This is a genomic window from Bacillus sp. NMCC4, assembly GCF_002998555.1.
In the GTDB taxonomy this organism is placed as follows: Bacteria; Bacillota; Bacilli; order Bacillales; family Bacillaceae; genus Bacillus.
This window is the reverse complement of the sequence record NZ_PVRA01000002.1, coordinates 381,419-401,898: the sequence shown is the minus strand read 5'-3', so window position 1 is coordinate 401,898 and position 20,480 is coordinate 381,419. Positions and strand designations below refer to the sequence as shown.

Sequence of the window (20,480 nt, the reverse complement as noted above, 5' to 3'; positions counted from 1 at the left end):
TTACTCCTCTACATGGCAGTATAGCCGCCGTCAACCATCAAATTTTCTCCTGTAATAAAACTCGCTTCATCTGAAAGAAGGAAGATGACAGCAGATGCGATCTCTTCTGGATCAGCTGTTCGTTTCAACATGTGCATCCCGCCAATATCAGGATGCTGATTTGCTTGCTCTCTTGTCAATCCAAGTTCTTCCAAATGGAACCGCTCGTTATTTTTGTTCCACACCGTACCTGGATTCACTGCATTTACACGAATACCTGCATCCGCCAAATCCATTGCCATGCACCGCGTCATATTGACAACGGCTGCTTTTGTCGCGTTATATGTTAAATATTTCGGCTGGGCAATGTGTCCTGAAATGGATGCAATATTTACAATCGACCCTTTTCCTATTTTCTCCATGTAAGGTGCGGTGTGTTTGACACAAAGAGCTTGTCCCATAATATTCAAATCCATGATGCGCCGCCATTCTTCAACGGTTGCTTCAAGACCCCGCATGATAAAAATGGCTGCACAATTCACCAGCATGTCTATTTTCCCAAAATGATTGACTGTTTTTTCTATCATTGAAACAATTGATGCTTCATCAGCAATATCAGCCTCTATAAACAAAACATCATATCCGTTTGCTTTGAGCTGTTTTTCTGCTGCAATTCCGTAATCTACATAGTGATCAGCAATGGCGACTTGTGCGCCTTCTTGTGCGGCTCGTTCTGCGACCGCATATCCAATCCCCTGAGCTCCGCCTGTCACAATAACCGTCTTTCCTTTCATACCTCGCATGTAGCTGCCTCCTCTTACCACTGAAGTCTTTGACCGTCTCTCAACAATTCTCCTGTTGGTCCATCTCGGGGCAGCTGTGCCGCCCACACTATTCCTGATGCACCTTCCTGTATGGTTTTAACAGCCTCTGAGGTCCCCATGTCCGTTTGTACCCAGCCAGGACACACAGCATTTGCAAGGATAGAATAGGGTGACCCCTCTAAAGCTGTGACTTTTGTGAGAACATGTAGTGCCGCTTTTGACATCCGGTAGTAAGGACCACTTTTACCGTCACGCCTGACATCGCCTGAAGCGTAGATCGCGGATAGCCTTCCCATACCGCTAGATACATTGACAATCCGTCCATATCCAGCCTCTTTCATGTAAGGGAAAACCGCCTTGGTCATTCTGACTGCGCCATATACATTCACATTCATCGTTTCTTGGAGTGTCGATACAGGAAGATCTAGAAAAGATGGAAATGTGTGATCCTTTATGTTGTCATGAAAGACACCGGCATTATTAATGAGCACATCCACTCTCCCGAACGAATCTTTCATAAATGCCGAGAAACGTTCAACCGATTCTTCATTTGTTACATCCAGCTGAAATGGCACAACATGCTCTGTCATTTCAGACGCAGCTATTTTGGCACTTTCAAGCTGCCGTGCAGTTAAAATAACAAGCATTCCACACTGCGCAAGCTGTCTGCATACTTCTTTGCCTATGCCCCTATTTCCACCAGTGACAACAGCGACCTTCATATTCTCATCTCCTTTTGGAGATACCAATCTTCCTTCAGCTGGTTCGATGCAGATTCTAGTGCTTGAAAAGACCAATCAATATACCATTTCAGTAGGTGAGGTGTATAGGTATGCAGCAGTGTTAAATACCGCCCTGTTGGAATATATAAAAGTCTGATAAAAGCAGATATAGAACGCCATTCATATTCGGATAAGTCATCTGCATATGCCTTTAAAAATTGAATCGTTTTCACAATATCTAGTTGAAACGTTCCTCTCTTGATTCTCGTTAACAAAAAAGCAGATATGGCTGCATCATATATTCGCGGTCTAAAGCCTGCTGTATCAAAGTCAAGAACCATGGCAAGCTTTTTGTTAAGAATTAACAGGTTGCCAGAATGAAAGTCACCATGTGTAACAGCATGAGGTAATGCTTCATATATACTAGGGTTTAGCAGCGTGATGATATTCATTAGTTCCCGTTCATACACTTTGAGCAAAGCAGCAGCCTTTTTAGAAGAAACAACCTTTTTTAGTGCGTAAGCCGTCTTGCCGAGCGTTTCGTCCGGAGAAGTAATCCAGTTCTTCAATTCGCAGTTTGGATTCACAGGCCCTTTCGGTAAGTTCTTCAATGAATGGAGCTGTTTTAATACCCGGATGGCTTCTTGTTCATCTGAACGATTTCCCATTTCATATGGTCTTCCTTCGAAATAGGGCCGCAGCTGCCAAAAGTGTTCTTTGAATAAAATGGTCTTACGACGGTCTTCTGCCTCCATCATAGGTTGAATCGGGAAGCCATGATCAAGCAGAGCATCTGTTAAATCCTCTAAATATTGAAGCCACTCCGCATCATGATTTCTTGCACATTTTTTTAAGACAAAGCGGTTTTTGATCGTTTCTACAAGCCATCCTTCATTAGGGCTTCTTCCGTTTAAAGGTGTTAAACGGATCGGCTGTTCCGAAAACCAATATTTCAGGACATTATAAGCATCATCTAATGTCGTCATGTCCTCACCCCTTTTTCTCAAGGTTTTTGATTTTCATAATCACCTGGTCTGCCTCGTCCCGCTTGTCTATGCGCAGGCATTTCACATGAGATTCTTCTTTTAATTTGTGAAAAAGCTTTTCGTTTTGATGAATCACCTCTGGATAGACTTGAAAGGCATATGAGAAAAATTGGAGCGCGTTACCCATTCTCTCCTTATTTCCATTCCAAAGTTTCTCCCTTGTGATGAGCCGTTTGAATGTCCTTTTCATGAGACGGGGGAATGTCTGTCTTCTCTTTACATCAAGCCAAATGATCGTATCAGCATATTCAGCCAATATGTGGTGAACAGATGAATATTGACCATCAACGACCCATTTCTTTTGTTTGACAATTTCATGGACGTTATCGATAAACACCGTCTTATCTGTTTTTTTCCAGTTCGCTTGCCAGAATAGGGCATCGAGCTCATAGTGAGGTAACGTTAACTCCTGCTTCAATTGATGTGCAAGGGTCGTTTTTCCAGATCCAGGTGGACCGACAATCCAAATTCGCTGGCTAGCTCCTTTATTGTTCAAGTTGTTCCCTCCGTTACAGAACACGTTCATGCTTTTGAATGTCGTTTCTCACTTTTACTAGCAGATCAAGTGCTTCATCCCAATTTAGGTTTTCTGTTAATTCAAATACGGGCGTTTCGCTTGAATGAATGGACACATCTTTACATAATAGATCTAATGCTTCCGCCGAAAAGCCATTTTCCTTTAACAGCTGGCCAAAAAGTGTATGCGCGGGAGTCATCCTTGTTTCAGGTGTACTAAAATAGTGAATCATTCCCGCCATTGCTTCTACAGGACCCGGTGACAGGTGAATGCCATTAAACCGAGTACACACGTTAGATAAACCAAACCGTTTTTGCTCCGACAGCAGCATGTGTTTAAAAGAACCCGCTTTAGCCTCTTTAGGGTCCGTTGCACCGATGAAATCTTCTCTCAACATCCTCATTGGCTGCTTTGAAAAACATTCAATGACGATAATAGACTTTGCAGGTGAAGTGAACCACTCTATTTGACAAGGGTGGAATGAATTGAGCAGAAGCATTTTTTCTCCATCCACCTCGGCCTCTATGGCGTATGTGCCCGCACCCAGCTTGTCTACCTTGACGTTCCGGGTTAAAAGCTCTAAACCATACGGCGTGAGCTCTTTGTACTCTTGTAAAAATTGATGGCCTCCATATATGAAATGTTCCTTCTTTTTAAACTCTGGGTATTTCATGTCGAGCATCTTTTTTGCTGCATCTGACACTTCACTCAGGCCATTTTTAGAAATTTTATTTAGCATCCCATATTGATTTTCAATTATTTTCTTTTCTTTCAAATATAAGGATGATATAACACGCACGGCTCCTATTTCTACATCACGATCATCTAATCGTTGGAGAAGTTCATCTAGTATTAAATCCAACTGTACACCTTTATTGATGCTTGTTAATTCAGGCTTTAGCATCAACAGAAGATGATGTTGATTCAATTGTTGTTGTTTTTCAATTTCATATGGATGAATGGTCACTGCCATAGGTTCTTTTGTATGAATACATGCATGAACGGCATCAATGACTCTTTTTTTCATCCTTTTTACCACATTGTCACGCCTTTAAAAATTAAATCTGTTGTCACATCGCCCATTGAATGAACCGCATTCATGACGAGGTCTTCAATTCTTTTTCTATCAACTTCATTTCCATCCCACTGTTGAATACGGACGGCAATTTCATCCGGGTTGTGGAGCGGTGCCTCTTTTGAAGTAAAGATATGCACTTCTGTTGGCTTTTGAATGGTCTCAAAAATTTGATCTGCCAACCGTTGTGCGAGCACCCCATATAATTTTCCTGTATGATCAAGCGGGTTTTTCCCAGCCGGCGCTTCAATACTCATAGACCGCATTGGGGTGATCAGTCCATTTAATCTATTTCCTCTTCCAACAACTCCTACATCGCCGGTATCTGCTACAGAACCTAGCGCTGTTAAGTACGGACGGCCATTACGATCTGTTGCATTCAGCATGAGATCAGGCGTGAGGCCTAACGTTTCATGAATATAGCGAGCGATTTGATCTTGGCATTCTTTTTTGCGGGCAAAATACTCCTCAAGACTATGAATATCTTTAGCTAGAAAAGGCATATTCACAATGAGTTTAAAATCTTCATGACGTCTGCTTCCAAATATTTTTACATCCCAGCCGGTATCTGGATTGACCTTTTTAAATTCTGGGCCATTCACATAACGCTCTGTATAAAGAACAAGCTTCTCAAGACGGCTTAATGGGGCATGAGCATGCAGTAAGTTACAGTCGTTTGACACAAGCTTTGGATCACCGATTTCAATCATGTCCGTTTCAACCATCGGACGATATCGTGAATTTTTGCGGCCTGCCCCCTGATGATCAACGATTCGGCAGTCAATGACGAGATGTTCTTCAGGATCAAATCCTGTTGTCACCTCTGATAACACATCCTTTGCCGCATCAAAAAGAATCTTTTTAAGAGGAATGACCTCATCGCCGTATGCGTATGCCCCTTTTCCAGCAAACACAACTTGATACGGTTTGACCATTGTCCCTTTCCCATACGTGACATCAGCATCTCCGCCAAGAAGCATGACTTTGTCAAACCAGTGGTGTGCCACTCTGCCGAAATGCTCCATGCAATATTGAGAATAGTATTGAGAAGCTCTTTCTGCTATGGCGTCACACATCGTATCTGGATGACCTACACCTTTACGTTCCACAAGCTCATATGGAATTTGTTCTATATCTTGGCCATCACCTTTTAAAATATCAAGAATGGTTTTTTGAATTGTTTTCATCATCTATCGCCCGCTCTCTTTTAAAATATAAAAATATTGATCGTTCATCTTAAAACAATATGAAACATTTGGTAATATATATATATTCTGTATGAAAGAGGTGTCTATTTTGATCAATGAATCGATCCTGCAGCGTCTGCAAGATACAACCACCGATATTAGGAAATTATTAGAACAACATCAAATTCCCGGCTGTTCCATTTGTATTTCACATGAAGATGAGCACATTTGGTCGTGGCATGAGGGCCTCGCTGATATTGAAAGCGGCACCCCTATTACAAAAGACACAACCTTTCGAATTGGTTCCGTGACTAAGCCTTTTACTGCAATGGTCATGATGAAAATGCGAGAGGATGGATTGATTCAACTCGATGAACCCATTCATACTTACGAACCATTACTTTCTTTCATAAGAAGTCACTTGTCTGAATCAATTCCACTCACTTTCCGAATGATTGCCTCTCATATCTCAGGCCTGCCCAAAGCACTCGACAAAGCAGCTCATTTACGAGATATGACTCTAGCTCAGTGTATTGAAATACTCACTATTTTCACACCGCCTTGGTCTATCATCAATTATTCCAGTCTTGGCTACTCTATATTAAGTAAAGTGCTAGAAAAGGTGAGTCATCAGCCATATAGAGAATTAGTGCATACCCACATACTAAAACCGCTCGATTTGAAGCAAACTGGATTTATTGAAACAGCATCCACAGCCAAAGGGTATACAGTTTCTTCCTCAGGCCTGTCTGACGTATCCTATCCAAGTGCTGAAACACCATCTTGGGAGGACGGTTCAAGCGGACTAATCTCCACAGCAGATGATCTGATTCAATTCATTCAAGCTCAATACGGTGGAAACAGCCTGCTTCCTCAGCATTCGCTAAAAGAAATGCAAAGCCCCGTTATGGTTGAAGAAGATTTCAGCAGAGGTGTTGGTCTTTCATGGTTTTTGAGACCTTTTAACGGCTTCACCTTAGCTGAACATAGCGGAGAAATTAAAGGGTTCACCTCCTATATTGGATTCATTCCAAAGCGAAAATTAGGTGTTTGCATTCTAATGAACTCTGACGAAAGGCTCGCACGGCCAATTGCCGAAATGCTCTTTCAAATTTTGCTGCCAGCAGATCACGAGCAAATGAAAAAACGTGAAGACCGGCTCAAACGAATGTTTAGACAATCGTCTCTTTAAATCGAACTGACTTTTTTGTTTAACAGATCTGGAATTGCTTCTTGCAGGTGACGCGGATCACCCTCTAAATAAAAGCATGGCATGTTAAACAAGTGATGGATAAGCTCAGATGCCTTTTGCTTGAGAAAGGTATCTGACACATGTCGAAGTCCGAGCCAGCCTTTTAAATAGTCGGGATCTTCTGGTTCTCTTATATTTGCTGCCATAATTTCTTTTGCTCTTTGATCATCCTTTTTTACCGGCACAAGCCTAATCTCACCTGAGCCTATTTTGAGTGAGGGGAAAATCACCATATCTACTTTCGTAGAGCTTCTAATCGTTGTTCCTGTCATTTCAGCAGCTTCTTTTGGTGTAATTTCAAACTTACAGCCGCTGGCCCATTTTTCTTTTGCCTCTTCCTCTGTTGATATGGTTTCATCCCATATTCTTTTATCTTGAGACCGGCTGAATTTTTTGTTTTTCAGTTCCTGTATATTTGTTGTGGCTTGGACAGTTCCTACTCCAAGCGCCAAGCACATCGGCCATCCATACACAGTAAGTTCCTGATCTTCAAGCACTGAAATGGAACGATCGTTTGTGATAAAATCTGCTCCTCCATGATGCAAAAACTGCCACATAGTGGTTGACTTCCCGGCACCTTTATCGCCGATAATGAGCGCTCCTTTTTGGCCATCTTCAAAAGAGACAGCTGCTGCATGCGTAAAGCATCCACCTTGATTTTCTAATGTTCTAAGGGCAATTTCTCGAACGATTCGCAGTGGACAGCGTATCGCAGACTCATTTTTGTTTTTTCCAATCACAGCATAACGCCCTTTATTGGCCGCCACACTGTGCGGCTCGTCACCTTCATGTGAGGCAAATAATACTTGATCGTCTAATTTTAATCGTTTATAAGTAAACTTCCTTTTTGCTGTAATGGTTTCACCCTTTTGAAAGCAAGCACTGCGAACAGACTGTTCGACCTCCGGATCAATGATAAACCGTATTTCAATCTGTGAAGGTATCCCCCCCTCGCGGCGATCCAATTCTTTTGGGATATAATGTTCAATATCTTCAATCGCCAGCGATTCCATTGAAAGAATATTAAAATGGATACCTGCAAACACAAATGATTTTTCATAAGGAAAATCGTTCTTTGGCTTTTCAAAAAGCGCTTTTATATCCATATAGAATCCTCCTCTTCAATTTGCTATTGCCTTTCAGGAAATAGCTGTATGGCTGGTTCCTCTTCAAGCTCATCGCGATTATCCAAGCTGAAAAAACGTTCAATAAAGGATTTTTTCCATATTTTCAAAGAACCGAAATCATTCTCTCCATAGGCTTCTAAGAATGATTGGTCACTCATGTCTAGCTGCTTCAATTGGTCAATATAGTTCGTTTGATACAATAAATCTAGAAACGTAAACGTGTAAAAAAGTGCTTTCTCGGCCCCTAATTCCTTCGCTCTTTCTTGCAAAGCATGCCAATCAAGCTGATTTTGCTCTTCAGCAAACATGACGTACTCCCTTACATCACAAAACTTGATCAAATTAAGATCTGCATGTAAGTAGACATACTGTACATTTGTTGCCTCCTTGTATAGATGGAAGGCAAGATGGATAAGAAAATCTAACGGCTTAAGCAAATAGACATCTGTTTGAAAAAAGGACTTTTCTTCAGCAGCATCCAGCAAGGCATTTGTTGCTTCGTAGTTTTTTTTCAGCTCAACATCATAAGAAAAATCGACTCGGTGTACCTTCAAAAAATCTTCTCCGCTCCGTTTAATATGTGAATAAAGATTCCCGGCATTCATTCTCCACATCATTTCTTCTTCTCTGGCAATCGGTATTTCCTGATCGGCAGCCCAGTCATATTTCCCGATGATAAACCCTTCCTTCTTGAGCAATGAAGAGGCACTCTTTCGATCATCTGGATGAATTAAGAAGTCAAGGTCTGACATCATTCGCAGTCCATAATCTTTGTACACAAGCGGGGTTAAAATGGCACCTTTTAGGGGAACCGCTTTCAGCTTTGCATTTCGGAATGTTTGTAAAAGACGCTTGAATTCTTTGAATCTCTCCATATTTTTTTGACGATTCCCTATATAGTGATAGTGAAGCAAAAATTTGTATGTTGTCGTAATGTTTTTTTCATCGTCAAGGCGAATCAAATGAGGCGTAATCAGCTGAAGCACCTTATGTCTTGATGCCAGTCCAATTAATTTAGGCATATCGATGCCATCTTTCAATAGAGCTCTAATAGACTCTTCTTCTTGTTCATTTAATTGAATACGTGAGCTAAGTAATAACAGCCTCTGCTCGTTTGAGAGAGTAGATTGATCCAAAACAGCCCGCATGTTTGACTACTCCTTCCCGTAAAACGATTGAAATCTAGTGATAAATCGAGAACGCTTCCCTTTTCGATTGACTGGCATGTCCAGATCATCAGTTAGTGTATGAAACAATTGATCTGCCTCATATGCTTTTTCACTGTCATATTCAATTTCCAGTTCATAATCTGTGATGCCAAGATAGCTGCTTTGGTCCAAATCCACTTTGATGCCTTTCTCAATGTAAAAGGTTGTTCGTTCAGTGACCAATAGCCCTAACAATTCTGGCTGTTGAGTGATTGTAATAGGTAAAGACGTCATGATGTTCTGTACATCTAGTTTTTGCGGTAACTCCTCAATAGGTAATGACGTTTCTTCTCTTACTCTTTTATAGCCAGACGTTTGACTGGGGCGTTTGATTTCAAGTGTTAGTTTGCCGCTGATTTGACGGATACGTACGGTATAACCAAATCGTTTCAATAAAAAATCTGGTGTGTCGTAATAGTAATTGAAATTAAGTACATAAGTAGGTGTATGACTTTGAATTAACATGTCGTATATGTGCTGAAAATCTGTTTGTGACAACAAATATTTATACTCCTGCTCAACCATAACTCACCTCCAAAAAGTCTTACACGACAATGTCAGATTGTTCAAGAAGCTCTTGAATGAGGACAGTGCCTTTCTCTAAAGAAGTAAATGCCTGCTTTAATGAATAACAAGGCACCTTTTCCGCTAGTGCGTTAAGAAATGGTTCTAGCTCTTCAGGTGTCGGCAATGTGAAATACGGTAATAAGAATTCATTATGTCTTCCAGGATTAATGACTGCATGCTGCTTCAAACGTTCCGCTGCTTCCTGCGGAGTCATTTTCGAAAGTTCTGCACCAGTTTGCCCGTGAGGTAAAAATTCAGGAAACACAATCACATCGATTTTTCCCATTGTTTTGACTTCACGTGAAAACCATTTTTCTAACTCTTCTGGATATACAAAATGATAGTTTTTATCATCCTCGTTAAATGGATGACTCGATGTTTGGAGTCTGTATGGGGTACCAAGCTTTTCAATGGCTTCAAACGAATCTTTCCGAATACTCATAGATCTCGGCCAGCCAGTTCCTGTGTACTCGGTGTTCGTACATGAAACACCTATATCATCGTTTGTAATATAACGGGCCTCGGTTAATGATAACAAGGATAAGATGGTGGACGTTTTCCCCGCCCTTGATCCCCCTACTAGGGCAATCCCCTTTTGATTCATCTCCATCATGCCCCCATGCAAATAGATGAGTCCATCCTGATAACACAAAAGGCGAAGCAAAACTCTTATTAACCGGAGTGCATGCTGGGCTGCCCATCTGACATCTTTTGGTTCATCTATCACAATCACTTTTTTCTCTCCGTGATACAGGTAGCGGCAGCGGGGTTCCATCTTCGTTTGGTAAAAGACTTCTTCAAGCGGTACTTCTTTTTGAATTTCTTGTGCATATTTACTGGTTAAAATCGTCCAAACGTCTCCTTCATGTCTTTCGGTTATTTTTCTGCAATCAATATAGGGATGCACTTTACTTATGACTAAATTCTGAATTGATTCATCTGCACCTAATACCACACGAACATCCTTTTTTTGATAGCTTACATATGACAATGAATGCCACCCCTTATGATAGATTTATAAAAACAATTGCATTTTTTTCCTTAATCAACCAAAATGTAACATATATCAATCTCTTAGAAAGGAGCCGCGACATGAATGAACTGACAATAACTGAAGTTGAAGAAAAAATTGTCCAACTTGTAATGAATAAGTTATCGCTCAATGAGCAGCCAAGTCGGGATGATAGTTTAAAAGCTTTAGGACTAAATTCTGTCCAAATCGTCTCTTTTGTTATTTCATTAGAGGACACCTTTCATATTGCCTTTGAAGACGAAGAATTACATCCGGACCACTTCCGCACCTTAGATCGACTCTTCACTTTGGTTAAAAACAAACTGACTAAGACGCTGTAATCACCTGCGCCATAAATAAAGAGCGGTAATGCGAGGAGGCTTCCATCAGCTCCTCATGTGTACCGCAGCTTTGAACAGCACCGCCTTCAAGTACATAGATCATATCTGCATTTTGTATGGTCGATAATCTGTGCGCAATAACAAGCAGGGTGCCGCCCCCTTTGGCATCGTCTATCCCTTTTTGAACCTTCCTTTCTGTCTGCCGATCAAGCGCGGAGGTCGCCTCATCTAATATAAGTAAATCAGCCTGTTTTAAAAGCGCTCTGGCGATAGCTAAGCGCTGTCTTTGTCCTCCTGATAGGGAAATTCCCCTCTCTCCAATGACTGTGTCAAAACCTTTTTCAAGCCCTTTGATGAAGGAAAGAATTTGTGCAACTTCACAAGCCTGTTCAAGTTGTTCTTCGGTAATATCATTTAATCCCATGATTAAATTCAGGCGTATAGTGTCTGGGAAAAAATAGGGCTCTTGCGGGACAACGGCTATTCGCTTTAATAAATGAGATGGCTTTATCTCTGATAGATCAACCCCATTCACTAAAATTCCCCCGCTATCCGGCCGGTAAAGTCCAAGTGTGAGCTTTGAGATCGTCGATTTCCCGCTGCCGCTCGCTCCAACAATAGCCACTTTCCTTCCCTTTGGAATATGAAGATTCAAGCAGTCTAAAGCCCCTTTAGATGTTTGTTCATAAGAAAAGCAAACATCTTCAAACACCACGTCTTCTACAGCATCTATTCGTTTTGTTCCTTTTTCTTCGTTTTCCATTTGTAGCACTTCTGCGATTCGATGAACGGATGCACGCTGTTGGAAAAATTCAAATACATACTGGAATAACTCCTGATAACTCTTCATTAATTGAGATGCATATTGGTAAATGACGACAAATAAACCGATTGACATGTTTCCTGCTGCTACTTGATATGTGCCAAACACTAGAACTGATAGTATTCCAAACCATTTCAATGGTTCTGTTAAAAAAAGAAGCTTATTTTGAAACTTACCTTCCTTCATGACACGATCCATCATTTTGTTAAATAGCTTTTCATACAAACCGATTTCCCACTTGCGTCGATCAAATGCGACAACTTCCCTTGTAGAAGAAATTCCTTCTTCTACATGCACGAATAGGTCTGATTTTCTCTCCTGCACATCTTTTGCTATGTTTGTTGCCGTTTTCGCCATTTTTTTACCGACAATGAAATAACAAGTGCTTGCAAAGAGAAGCAAGAAAAATAAGACAGAACTCACAGATAGTAAAATGATAGATAAAACAACGGCCATAAAAATCGTTTGTACAATTTTCGGTATATGTAAAGCAGCCGTGACAGCAACTATCTTTACATCTTGATTAAGCTTGTGTAAATAAAAACTAACTGGGTGAGTTTTATATGATCTCATGGATACCTGCTGAAGCTGATCTAACATCTTTTTCTGCAATGAATGATGGATGATCAGATAGTTTTTATGCATCACATATGGGCTGGCAACAAACATTACAACATATACGAGAAATATAATGGCAAACAGCATCAAGATCTGGGAGAAATGTTGACTGTCACCACTATTCAAAAGAACATCGTCAATGAGCCACTTTTGCAGTCCTATCATGGCTAAATTAGCTGCTGCTTCAATCAAAACGAGTAAAAGAGCAAGGATGAGCATCCATTTTTGCCTTGTGATCAAAAGAAACAGCCAATTTTTTCTCATGTTACACCTGCCTCCTTTTCTGAGCGGTCAGACGCCAATTGATAAAAATGCCCCTTTTTCCTCATCAATTCATTAAATTGTCCAGCTTCTAACACACAACCATCTTCTATAAAGATAATTCTGTCAAAATGTCTTACCGTTGATAAACGATGAGCAACTGCAATGACAGTAGACTCCTTAAATGTTTGGTGTAATGCCTGCTGGACTTTTTGCTCACTGACATTGTCAAGAGATGCTGTGGCTTCGTCGAGTAATACAACACTTGGATTCTTAGCAAATAGCCTGGCAATAGCTATTTTTTGTTTTTGCCCGCCGGAAAGTTTTAATCCCCTTTCCCCGAGTATGGTGTCGTATCCATCTTCTAATTCTCTAATAAATGAATCACAATCTGCTTTTTTTGCGGCTTCAATGATCTGTTGATCTGAAAGACTTGTATCTCCAAAACGAATATTGTCCTTTACACTCATATTAAATAAGAACGTTTCTTGAAAAACAAACCCAATCGCATCTCTTATTTGACTAGTAGGTAAACGGCGCAAATCAACTCCATTCATTGTAATCATCCCGGATGAGGGATCATAAAAGCGTCCAATTAGCTTAAGAAGCGATGTTTTCCCTCCGCCGCTCGTACCGACCAGAGCTACTTTTTCACCCTGCCGAATATGTAGATTCATCCCTTTTAATAAAGGAGGATGCATTGGATAATGAAAATCGACGTCATGAAACACGATATCGCCTTCTACATGATCAAGGTGCACCGGCTGCTGAGGCTCTCTAATATCAGGTGTTTTTTTCATAAAATGATATAAAGGTTCAATTTGAAAGGTTAATATCCGTTGTTCTGTTAAAAGTGTGACAATGGAAGTAAGCATATGCATCGCTGAAAAATAATATAGTATATATGCCACAAAACCACCTGTCGTTAGCTGTCCAGTCTTTACAAGATGGATACCGATACCAAAAGTGGCAAGAGCGCCAATATAATAAGTCAGCCTGCGATTGCTTCCTCGTAAATAGGCGAAAAAAACATTTTTCTCATGATCTTGGCGCACTTTTTCATGCAGTGTTTGAATCCGTTCCATATCCCATTTCATATAGCCTAAAATTCTAAGCTCTTCCATCGAAGCAAGACTTTCATATAATTTTGTTTGTAGCGTGCGAAAACCTTCCGCACTTTGTCTACCGTAAATAGTTGCCTTTTTTTCAAGCCATGGTCCAAAGACATAGTAGAGAATAAAACTTGGAATGATGATGAATGTGAGTAAGATAGAAATGTTTATCATAAAGTAAAGTGAGATGGCGATAAATAATATCTGATTGATAAATTGTGGGAAGTATCGTCTGTAAATTTCTTGTACAGCTCGTGTCTGTGTGTTAACAAAGGAGAGTGTTTCACTAACAGAATGTTGTTCGTAGTATGAGAAACCAAGTTGACGGATTTGCTGGAAGGCAGCAAATTGTGAATCTCTTGAGGCTTGTTCAATTAATTTTCTTTGCCATAAATTTCTTGCGGCTGTCAGTATAATACCAAGTACAATTAAGCCAGTCAGTCCTAACAATAAACCATTCATTTTTGAAAAGTCTTTTGCTGGCAAAATGGTCTCAATAAAATATTGAATAAATTTAGGTATAATGAGCTCGCTCAAGGTAATAACGAAACCACTTATAATGACTAGAATCACTTTACCTGTATAAGGCTTTAAGAATGAAAGTGTCCATAAATAAACACGCCATAACTGCTTTGAATCCTTGTCGATTTGTTTCAATCCACCACCAGCCTTTTGCTCTTTTCCAACAAAAAACGGAATTTTTTTACATCTTTTTCGATCCTTGTTTGGATTATATAAAATGTTTTTAATCATGACAATGTGTAATTTGTATCATTATAACAAAAAAGACAGCGACTTCCATCACTGCCTAATCGTCCTATATTTCACTGTTATCTAGTGATACGCGCATACCACTGAGGCTCTATTTGATCAAAATAATCATGATCTTTTAGCACATTTTCTAGTCTTTCAATCATCTCATCCATTTGACCCGGATCGAATTTAATAACCCACATAATCGATGAAAAGATACTCATTGCGACATAAACAGAGTAAAGCAGCCAAAAATCATCTGGAATGTTCCCATCAAAATATCCATTGATTTGACCAGCCGAAAAGGCTTCACTTGTTTCTCTGCTGAAAAGAGCTACTTTATAAAAATCGTGAATGGGATCTCCCCAATCAAAATTGTTAAAATCAATGACACCTGCATATTTATTATTGTTTACTATAATGTTCCCTAAATGAAAATCATCGTGCTGAAATTGATTAGGTCTGCCTTTCACAATATCTAAGTGCTTTGCTATAAACTGAGCCGCTTTTTCATCACCTTCAAGGGAGATGCCGCTTTCCCGATAAGCAGCTAAATATCGATGATGCTTTTTAATGACACGATCTTCCCAAGGTTCGATGTGTGAAGGTGCCGGATATCTATGCATATTTCGTAAATCCTGACCTGCACCTACCCCGATAGCATACTGCTTTTCTTCAGTTAACTGACTCATGATTTCTTTTGCTTCCTGGCCTTCTATAAACGATAAAATATAGTACACTTGCTGTTTTGCTTCTAGAACACCGAGGTTCACTGGATCAGCACACTGAACACCGTGACGTCTTAATTCATATAGCAGCTCAAACTGCGTCTTTATTTTGTCATACTGGTCTTGATCTGTGAATCGAAGGACATAATTTTCGCCTGATACGGTAGTCATGACCCATTTTTCATCCCGAGAATACCCTTTATTAATCTGGTCTATGCTGACCGCTTCTTTTAATAAGGGAATGTGCTGCATAAGGTCTGTTTTTTTCATGGATTGATTCATCCTTCCCAGTCTCTTTTCTTCTCACTCTACCAAATATTTCATTTGAATAGAATGATCAACAATTCCTATTTATGTCGAAACTGCTTTACAATGTTTTTCCATTCTAATATAGTTAATTTATGTAAATGATAGAAAATTTGTAAAAGGGAGCGTTGCAGATGAATGAAACGACGGATGTCCTTTCACTTTCAAGTCAAGTAAAAGATTTGGTTCTGCGTTCTTTGGAAGATAGCGGCAAGATTTCTATTGGTGCAGATGAAGAATTAACAAATCACGGTCTCGATTCAATTAAGGCAGTTTCACTCATTTTGGAATTAGAAGAGGTTTTTGATATTCAATTTGCAGATGAGGAGTTACTGACAGAGCACTTTTCGACAATCAACAAAATTGTTCATCAGCTGCAAAACAAGTTAGCTGATTAATCTTTTTTGCATGAAAAAAAGGCATCTCTTTAAAAGACATGCCTTTTTTGTTTAAGCAGAAGGTACATCACCCGTCGGACTAATAAGCGAGAGCGCATAATCTTCTGTAAAGATTCGTTTTGATAAGTTATTCACGCCGTCTAATGTGACGTGGTTGATTTCGTCAATAATTTCATCGAGTGTACGATGTTTGCCAAGGAGCAGTTCATTTTTACCGTTTCGGCTCATCTTGCTGTTTGTGCTTTCAAGGCTGAGCATGAGGTTCCCTTTCATTTGCTCCTTAGAGTTTTCAAGCTCTTTTTGCGTGATTCCCTCACGTTTTAAGACGTCTAATGTTTGTAAGATGGTTTCAGAGAGCAGGTTTAACTGCTTCGCTCCAGTCCCGCCATAAATCGTCAGCATGCCGTTATCTGCAAATGAACTGTGATAGCTGAAAACGGAATAAGCGAGTCCTTTGTCTTCTCTTACATCCTGGAACAAGCGGCTGCTCATGCTTCCGCCAAGAACATTGTTTAAGACGATTAAGTCATAGATGCCTTTATCTCCAGCTGGGAGGCCATTAAAGCCCATGCATAGATGCGCTTGCTCTGTTTCCTTTTTGCGTGTGAGCTTGTCATAGTGAAATTGCGGCGCTTCTAAAGGCTGTTTTTTCCCTTTCGTTTCATACGAACCGAACAACTTTTCAACCTCTCGAATGAAGGTGTCATCCACATTCCCTGCAACAGAGATCACAACGCGGTCCGGCGTGTAGAATTCATCCATATAAGCTCTAAGAGAGTCTCCGTTAAAAGTAGAAAGTGTTTCTTCTGTTCCTAAAATCGGGAAGCCTAAAGAATGATCACCATAAATCGCTTTGCTCAACAGATCATGAACGATATCATCAGGTGTATCCTCATACATTTTGATTTCTTCATAGACTACATTTTTTTCTTTTTTCAGCTCTTCTTCATCAAAAGCGGAGTGGAAGAACATGTCGCTTAATACATCGAGGGCGTAGCCAGCATGTGAATCAAGCACCTTTGCATAGTAGCAAGTGTATTCTTTTGACGTAAAGGCATTCACTTGACCACCAATGCGGTCAAAGGATTCTGCGATATCACGTGCAGATCTCGTCTTTGTCCCTTTAAAGAACATATGCTCCAGAAAGTGTGAGATTCCATTAATTTCTGGTGTCTCATGTCTAGAACCAGTTCCAATCCAGACGCCAATTGCGACAGATCTTACAGTGGGATTGTTTTCAAGTACAATTCTTACTCCGTTTTGGCATGTATACGTTTTGACCAAGTTTTGCTCCTCCTATTCAACAAACAGATCGGATCACGGATGTCTTTTTTCACTTAGGAGGTCTGAAACCGTTCCTAATTCATATCCTCTTTCCTTGATTTGAGTGATAAGTGCGTCAAGACTTTTCGCCGTCGAATCTGTTGGATGCATTAATATCATCGCCCCATTGTGAATTTTCCCAAGCACCCGTTTTTGTAATATGTCTGGTGACGGTTTTTGCCAGTCAATGGTGTCTACCGTCCACATAATGGTTTCCATTCCTTCTTCAGCAGCGAGTTTCACTGTTTCTTCTTTAAAGCTGCCGCTAGGAGGGGCGAACCACTTCGTTTTTTTTCCAAGGGATTCTTCAATTTGACGATTCGTTTTGGTAATTTGCTCTAATGCTCGTTCTCTTGTCAGTGTGCGCATATCCGGGTGATTGTATGAATGGTTTCCAATTTCATGACCATCTGCCACGATTTTTTTAGCAAGATCCGTGCTTTTTTTCACCCATTTGCCCTCTAAGAAAAAGGTCGCCTTGACCTGATGCTTTTCCAGTGTCTTTAACATCTTGATTAAATGCTCGTCACCCCAAGCCACGTTGATGAGGAAAGCATTCATTTTTTTATCTGGATGTCCCTTGTAAATGGGCTCAGCACCAAGTTCGTGTAAATGAATAGAAGGTTTTGTTTCATTGAAAACAAGCAGCTTTTCATCAAATGACCCTTGTTTTTTCATTTTTTCATAAGAGGCATCGATATTGACTGTCTGTCCATTTAAACCAGGCATCTTTTTCCACACTTTATCAATCTTAGCATTTTGCGCCTTCACTTCATAGTCAGAAGACTTCGATTCAATCTCTTGATATAAAATATCTTTTGAAACAGATGCAACCTCAGCATGCTCTTTCATTGATTCAATATATGTAACAGCAGCCGGCTGCTTCATCGTTTGATATGACACGAGCAGTAAAAATACAAACACAATGAATGGTGACGTTTTTTTCAATGGCTGTCCCTCCCCTTTACCACAAATTATGATGGGGAGAAACAAGCTAGAACTATTGTTAGCGCAAGAAAAGAAAGAAGCCTGGTACGGATACCTGGCTTCTAACACATTTCATTAAGACTGTTTTTCTTCTTTTTCCTTTTCTTCACGTAAAACAGCTTTGCGAGAAAGGTTCACACGGCCTTGTTTATCGATTTCAGTGACTTTGACAAGTAATTCATCGCCAATCTTCACGACATCTTCTACTTTGCCTACACGGTCAAGCGCAAGCTCAGAAATATGAACAAGTCCATCTTTGCCGCTGAAGATTTCAAGGAAAGCACCGAATTTTTCAATGCGTTTTACTTTACCTAAGTAAAGTTGCCCCACTTCAACTTCTCTCACAAGATCTTCAATGACTTTCTTCGCTTTTTGGTTCATGTCTTCTTCTGTAGAAGAGATAAAGATTGTACCATCTTGTTCAATATCGATTTTCACACCGGTATCTTCAATGATTTTATTGATTTGTTTACCGCTTGGTCCAATGACATCACGAATTTTATCAGGATTGATCTTCATCGTTAAGATTTTTGGTGCATAACGAGACAATTCTCCTCTAGAAGCAGGAATCGTTGACAGCATGCTTTCTAAGATTTCCATTCTTCCTTTTTTCGCTTGTTGGAGAGCTTCCTCCAAGATGTCTTTTGATAGACCATCGATTTTGATATCCATTTGAAGCGCTGTTACACCTTTTGATGTACCGGCAACTTTAAAGTCCATATCGCCAAGTGCATCTTCCATTCCTTGAATGTCTGTCAGCACTGTGTAGTATTCACCAGATTTCACAAGCCCCATTGCAATCCCTGCAACTGGTGCTTTAATTGGAACACCCGCATCCATCATCGCAAGTGTGCTTGCGCAAATACTTGCTTGTGAAGTAGATCCGTTTGATTCCAATACCTCAGAGACAAGGCGAACCGTATAAGGGAAATCTTTTTCAGATGGGATCACTGGTTCTAATGCACGTTCACCTAGCGCTCCATGTCCGATTTCACGGCGGCCTGGGCCACGCATTGGACCTGTCTCACCAACACTGAATTGCGGGAAGTTGTAATGGTGCATGAAGCGTTTCGATTCTTCAACGCCTAGACCGTCAAGAATTTGCACATCGCCAAGTGCACCTAATGTACAAATACTGAGCGCCTGTGTTTGTCCTCTTGTAAATAGACCTGAACCGTGCGTTCTTGGCAGAAGTCCTACTTCTGAAGAAAGTGGACGGATTTGATCTACACCGCGTCCATCTGGACGTACTTTCTCTTCAGTGATCAGACGGCGAACTTCATTTTTGACAAGCTTGTTTAATACATCCTTCGCTTGTTTAATCGTCGCTTCGTCGCGATCTTCTTCTTCAAATTTCTCAACCACAGCTTTTTTCACAGCACTGATTGCATCCTCACGTGCATGCTTCTCATGTACTTGAATCGCTTTCAGCAGGTCTGTTTCAGCAAGTGCTTTTACTTCGTCTGCTAACGTTTGATCTACTTCATATAAAGGAATATCGATTTTTGCTTTACCGACTGCCTTGACAATTTCCTCTTGGAATTCGATTAAGCGTTTGATCTCTTGGTGACCATACATGATGGCTTCAAGCATTGTTTCTTCTGGTACTTCATCAGCACCAGCTTCGACCATGTTGATCGCATCTTTTGTTCCAGCGACTACAAGGTTGATGTCACTTTGTTCAAGCTGCTCTACATTTGGATTGATGATCAGCTTTCCATCAACTCGTCCTACTGTAACGCCGGCGATTGGTCCCTCAAATGGAATGTCAGACACACATAATGCTAAAGATGAGCCAAACATTGCAGCCATTTCAGATGAACAATCTTGATCCACACTCATGACGATACTAATGACTTGTACTTCGTTTCTAAATCCATCTGCAAATAATGGACGGATTGGTCTGTCAATTAAGCGGCTCGCAAGGATCGCTTTTTCACTTGGACGGCCTTCTCTTTTAATGAAGCCTCCAGGAATTTTACCTACTGCGTATAATCTTTCTTCGTAGTTCACAGTGAGCGGGAAAAAATCAAGTGGTTTTGGTTCTTTAGAAGCTGTTGCTGAGCTAAGCACAGCTGTATCTCCGTAGCGTACGAGGACCGCTCCGTTTGCTTGCTTTGCAAGCTGGCCAGTTTCAACTGTCAGTTGACGTCCAGCCCAGTCTATGGTGAAGACATGTTTCTCTTGTCCCATTCTGAGAAAAACTCCTCTCTTATCTTGAAATTTTAGTTAATTCTTATTATGAACAAAATGATTTTCACATATCAATGTGAAAGGTGTATGTAGAAGGGTTTTTGCCATTCTTTCAACATTT

General features: G+C 40.4%; 19 protein-coding genes. 3 read left to right on the top strand and 16 right to left on the bottom strand.

The features are described 5' to 3' along the window. Positions 1–8: 8 nt before the first annotated feature. The 6 genes from C6Y02_RS06300 to C6Y02_RS06275 are packed head-to-tail and all read right to left on the bottom strand — an operon-like array spanning position 9 to position 5,350. Positions 9–782 (bottom strand): SDR family NAD(P)-dependent oxidoreductase, encoded by a 774-nt coding sequence (locus tag C6Y02_RS06300; RefSeq protein ID WP_106030880.1) that lies wholly within the window; start codon positions 780–782, stop codon positions 9–11. A 14-nt stretch (positions 783–796) separates the two neighbouring features. Then, a complete protein-coding gene (locus C6Y02_RS06295; RefSeq protein WP_106030879.1) occupies positions 797–1,525 on the bottom strand; it encodes an SDR family NAD(P)-dependent oxidoreductase in 729 nt (242 codons plus the stop codon). Continuing rightward, entirely contained in the window at positions 1,522–2,511 is a 990-nt protein-coding gene (locus C6Y02_RS06290) for a phosphotransferase enzyme family protein (protein ID WP_106030878.1), read from the bottom strand. The genes C6Y02_RS06295 and C6Y02_RS06290 overlap by 4 nt, the downstream gene beginning before the upstream one ends. A gap of 4 nt (positions 2,512–2,515) precedes the next feature. After that, a complete protein-coding gene (locus C6Y02_RS06285; RefSeq protein ID WP_106030877.1) occupies positions 2,516–3,067 on the bottom strand; it encodes an AAA family ATPase in 552 nt (183 codons plus the stop codon). Between the two features lie 13 nt (positions 3,068–3,080). Continuing rightward, positions 3,081–4,115, bottom strand: coding sequence for a hypothetical protein (locus tag C6Y02_RS06280; RefSeq protein WP_106030876.1), 1,035 nt, complete (start codon positions 4,113–4,115; stop codon positions 3,081–3,083). Positions 4,116–4,120: 5 nt separating this feature from the next. Beyond that, positions 4,121–5,350 (bottom strand): methionine adenosyltransferase, encoded by a 1,230-nt coding sequence (locus C6Y02_RS06275; protein ID WP_106030977.1) that lies wholly within the window; start codon positions 5,348–5,350, stop codon positions 4,121–4,123. Between the two features lie 109 nt (positions 5,351–5,459). Between C6Y02_RS06275 and C6Y02_RS06270 the strand changes: the two genes are divergently transcribed. Next, positions 5,460–6,542 (top strand): serine hydrolase domain-containing protein, encoded by a 1,083-nt coding sequence (locus C6Y02_RS06270; RefSeq protein ID WP_189318237.1) that lies wholly within the window; start codon positions 5,460–5,462, stop codon positions 6,540–6,542. Here C6Y02_RS06270 and C6Y02_RS06265 read toward each other — a convergent pair. The 4 genes from C6Y02_RS06265 to C6Y02_RS06250 are packed head-to-tail and all read right to left on the bottom strand — an operon-like array spanning position 6,539 to position 10,495. After that, complete coding sequence (locus tag C6Y02_RS06265; protein ID WP_106030874.1) at positions 6,539–7,708, bottom strand: phosphoenolpyruvate carboxykinase (ATP); 1,170 nt, start codon at positions 7,706–7,708, stop codon at positions 6,539–6,541. The genes C6Y02_RS06270 and C6Y02_RS06265 overlap by 4 nt on opposite strands. Before the next feature lie 23 nt (positions 7,709–7,731). After that, positions 7,732–8,877: a nucleotidyltransferase domain-containing protein gene (locus tag C6Y02_RS06260; RefSeq protein ID WP_106030873.1), complete on the bottom strand. Its 1,146-nt coding sequence runs from the start codon at positions 8,875–8,877 to the stop codon at positions 7,732–7,734. 6 nt (positions 8,878–8,883) lie between these two features. Next, entirely contained in the window at positions 8,884–9,462 is a 579-nt protein-coding gene (locus tag C6Y02_RS06255; RefSeq protein WP_106030872.1) for a CYTH domain-containing protein, read from the bottom strand. Between the two features lie 19 nt (positions 9,463–9,481). After that, a complete protein-coding gene (locus C6Y02_RS06250; protein ID WP_106030871.1) occupies positions 9,482–10,495 on the bottom strand; it encodes a hypothetical protein in 1,014 nt (337 codons plus the stop codon). A 101-nt stretch (positions 10,496–10,596) separates the two neighbouring features. On the opposite strand from C6Y02_RS06250, the gene C6Y02_RS06245 reads away from it, so the two are divergent. Further along, positions 10,597–10,857: an acyl carrier protein gene (locus C6Y02_RS06245; RefSeq protein WP_189318235.1), complete on the top strand. Its 261-nt coding sequence runs from the start codon at positions 10,597–10,599 to the stop codon at positions 10,855–10,857. Here the strand turns inward: C6Y02_RS06245 and C6Y02_RS06240 are convergent. The 3 genes from C6Y02_RS06240 to C6Y02_RS06230 all read right to left on the bottom strand — a co-directional run bounded on the left by C6Y02_RS06240 (position 10,844) and on the right by C6Y02_RS06230 (position 15,422). Further along, positions 10,844–12,562, bottom strand: a complete 1,719-nt coding sequence (locus C6Y02_RS06240) for an ABC transporter ATP-binding protein (RefSeq protein WP_106030869.1) — start codon at positions 12,560–12,562, stop codon at positions 10,844–10,846. The two genes, C6Y02_RS06245 and C6Y02_RS06240, sit on opposite strands and share 14 nt — an antisense overlap. Further along, positions 12,559–14,328 carry an ABC transporter ATP-binding protein gene (locus C6Y02_RS06235; RefSeq protein ID WP_189318234.1) on the bottom strand — a complete coding sequence of 590 codons (1,770 nt, stop codon included), beginning with the start codon at positions 14,326–14,328 and terminating at the stop codon, positions 12,559–12,561. The genes C6Y02_RS06240 and C6Y02_RS06235 overlap by 4 nt, the downstream gene beginning before the upstream one ends. A 173-nt stretch (positions 14,329–14,501) precedes the next feature. Then, the gene (locus C6Y02_RS06230; protein ID WP_223256503.1) at positions 14,502–15,422 is read right to left on the bottom strand and encodes an aminoglycoside phosphotransferase family protein; all 921 of its coding nucleotides are present in this window, start codon (positions 15,420–15,422) and stop codon (positions 14,502–14,504) included. A gap of 170 nt (positions 15,423–15,592) precedes the next feature. On the opposite strand from C6Y02_RS06230, the gene C6Y02_RS06225 reads away from it, so the two are divergent. Continuing rightward, entirely contained in the window at positions 15,593–15,856 is a 264-nt protein-coding gene (locus C6Y02_RS06225; protein ID WP_106030867.1) for an acyl carrier protein, read from the top strand. 51 nt (positions 15,857–15,907) lie between these two features. On the opposite strand, the gene C6Y02_RS06220 is transcribed toward C6Y02_RS06225, so the two are convergent. From C6Y02_RS06220 to pnp, 3 genes are all read right to left on the bottom strand, one after another. Beyond that, positions 15,908–17,140 (bottom strand): M16 family metallopeptidase, encoded by a 1,233-nt coding sequence (locus tag C6Y02_RS06220; protein WP_106030866.1) that lies wholly within the window; start codon positions 17,138–17,140, stop codon positions 15,908–15,910. 33 nt (positions 17,141–17,173) lie between these two features. After that, a complete protein-coding gene (locus C6Y02_RS06215) occupies positions 17,174–18,067 on the bottom strand; it encodes a polysaccharide deacetylase family protein (protein ID WP_223256512.1) in 894 nt (297 codons plus the stop codon). Between the two features lie 174 nt (positions 18,068–18,241). Next, positions 18,242–20,359: a polyribonucleotide nucleotidyltransferase gene (pnp, locus tag C6Y02_RS06210; protein ID WP_034662272.1), complete on the bottom strand. Its 2,118-nt coding sequence runs from the start codon at positions 20,357–20,359 to the stop codon at positions 18,242–18,244. Between the last annotated feature and the right edge of the window lie 121 nt (positions 20,360–20,480).

Coding starts and splice junctions, on each gene's coding strand:
- C6Y02_RS06230 (WP_223256503.1), bottom strand. CDS start 15,422: ATGAAAAAAACAGACCTTATGCAGCACATTCCCTTATTAAAAGAAGCG.
- C6Y02_RS06275 (WP_106030977.1), bottom strand. CDS start 5,350: ATGAAAACAATTCAAAAAACCATTCTTGATATTTTAAAAGGTGATGGC.
- C6Y02_RS06280 (WP_106030876.1), bottom strand. CDS start 4,115: ATGAAAAAAAGAGTCATTGATGCCGTTCATGCATGTATTCATACAAAA.
- C6Y02_RS06300 (WP_106030880.1), bottom strand. CDS start 782: ATGCGAGGTATGAAAGGAAAGACGGTTATTGTGACAGGCGGAGCTCAG.
- C6Y02_RS06240 (WP_106030869.1), bottom strand. CDS start 12,562: ATGAGAAAAAATTGGCTGTTTCTTTTGATCACAAGGCAAAAATGGATG.
- C6Y02_RS06260 (WP_106030873.1), bottom strand. CDS start 8,877: ATGCGGGCTGTTTTGGATCAATCTACTCTCTCAAACGAGCAGAGGCTG.
- C6Y02_RS06245 (WP_189318235.1), top strand. CDS start 10,597: ATGAATGAACTGACAATAACTGAAGTTGAAGAAAAAATTGTCCAACTT.
- pnp (WP_034662272.1), bottom strand. CDS start 20,359: ATGGGACAAGAGAAACATGTCTTCACCATAGACTGGGCTGGACGTCAA.
- C6Y02_RS06265 (WP_106030874.1), bottom strand. CDS start 7,708: ATGGATATAAAAGCGCTTTTTGAAAAGCCAAAGAACGATTTTCCTTAT.
- C6Y02_RS06215 (WP_223256512.1), bottom strand. CDS start 18,067: ATGAAGCAGCCGGCTGCTGTTACATATATTGAATCAATGAAAGAGCAT.
- C6Y02_RS06290 (WP_106030878.1), bottom strand. CDS start 2,511: ATGACGACATTAGATGATGCTTATAATGTCCTGAAATATTGGTTTTCG.
- C6Y02_RS06255 (WP_106030872.1), bottom strand. CDS start 9,462: ATGGTTGAGCAGGAGTATAAATATTTGTTGTCACAAACAGATTTTCAG.
- C6Y02_RS06295 (WP_106030879.1), bottom strand. CDS start 1,525: ATGAAGGTCGCTGTTGTCACTGGTGGAAATAGGGGCATAGGCAAAGAA.
- C6Y02_RS06225 (WP_106030867.1), top strand. CDS start 15,593: ATGAATGAAACGACGGATGTCCTTTCACTTTCAAGTCAAGTAAAAGAT.